The sequence below is a fragment of the Pseudomonas laurentiana genome (assembly GCF_014648275.1).
GTDB classification, from domain to species: Bacteria; Pseudomonadota; Gammaproteobacteria; order Pseudomonadales; family Pseudomonadaceae; genus Aquipseudomonas; species Aquipseudomonas laurentiana.
The window spans coordinates 1-1060 of record NZ_BMQU01000079.1; the positions used below are offsets into that span (position 1 = coordinate 1).

At 18.9% G+C, this 1060-nt stretch carries 2 protein-coding genes; one reads left to right on the forward strand and one right to left on the reverse strand.

Going from position 1 to position 1060, the window contains the following annotated elements; genetic code table 11:
- The first annotated feature begins 264 nt into the window (after positions 1-264).
- Positions 265-690 carry a proton-conducting transporter transmembrane domain-containing protein gene (locus tag IE038_RS25515; RefSeq protein WP_498053041.1) on the forward strand — a complete coding sequence of 142 codons (426 nt, stop codon included), beginning with the start codon at positions 265-267 and terminating at the stop codon, positions 688-690.
- Here the strand turns inward: IE038_RS25515 and IE038_RS25520 are convergent.
- On the reverse strand, positions 650-802 hold the full coding sequence (locus IE038_RS25520; protein ID WP_498053042.1) for a proton-conducting transporter transmembrane domain-containing protein: 153 nt from the start codon (positions 800-802) through the stop codon (positions 650-652). The genes IE038_RS25515 and IE038_RS25520 overlap by 41 nt on opposite strands.
- Positions 803-1060 lie beyond the last annotated feature (258 nt).

Consider the following 1060-nt stretch of genomic DNA (forward strand, 5'->3'; position numbering starts at 1 on the left):
AACAACAACTAAAATAAAAAAATCAAAATCAAAAAAAAAATTCCTCACTTCTTTCTCTCATTCAAAACCATACAAAATAAAAATCTCATACACAATTTTAAATAAAAAAAAAAAATAAAAAATCCTCTTTTCAACTCTAACTCTCCCACTCCAATCATTACTTTTCTTTCTATTACTTCAAAAATAACTACCTCAACTTCAACCACTCAAATTTTCAATATTCCTTTTTATTTCTCATCAAATAAATAACATCTTCTTCTAAAAATCCTAACTATTCTTAACATAATATTCAAAAATCTCATTACTATTACTCAAACAAACATAAAACATATACTTACATATTCATCCATAAATCAAATCAAATATATAATTATTAAAATAATTATTAAAAACTCAAATAATAAATATACAAACATAATAACTTATATACTATTCTATATCACCATAAATCTAAAAACTTTTACTTACATTATATTATTTAATCTACATACCAAAACTAATAACATTCAAAATTATACAAAATTATACACCAAAATAAATAAAATTTTCCAAAAAAACCTACTAATAAAAAAAAACCTCCTAAAAATAAAAAACATAAAACTAAAAAAAAAACCAAAAAAAAATCTTTTATATATAATCCTACATAATCTCAAATATTATCAATTCCAATACATAAACCAAATAATATAATACAAACAAAAATTCCTAAATTCATAACAATATAAAACAACATATAAATTATCATACTCACATATCCACCATTTAAATCTCCAACAATTATTCCAATAATTACATATCCAATTTAACCTATAAACAAATATACAAACATACATTTCATACTTATTTAAATAATAACAATAAAATTCCCAAATATCATACTAAAAATAACTAAAATTTCCAAAAAAAAATACCATTCATTTAATAAAAAATAAAAAAAAATATCAAAAATTCAAATAACTAAAACTAAAACAACTACTTTCAAAATAACAAAAAAAAAAACAACAACTAAAATAAAAAAATCAAAATCAAAAAAAAAATTCCTCACTTCTTTCTCTCATTC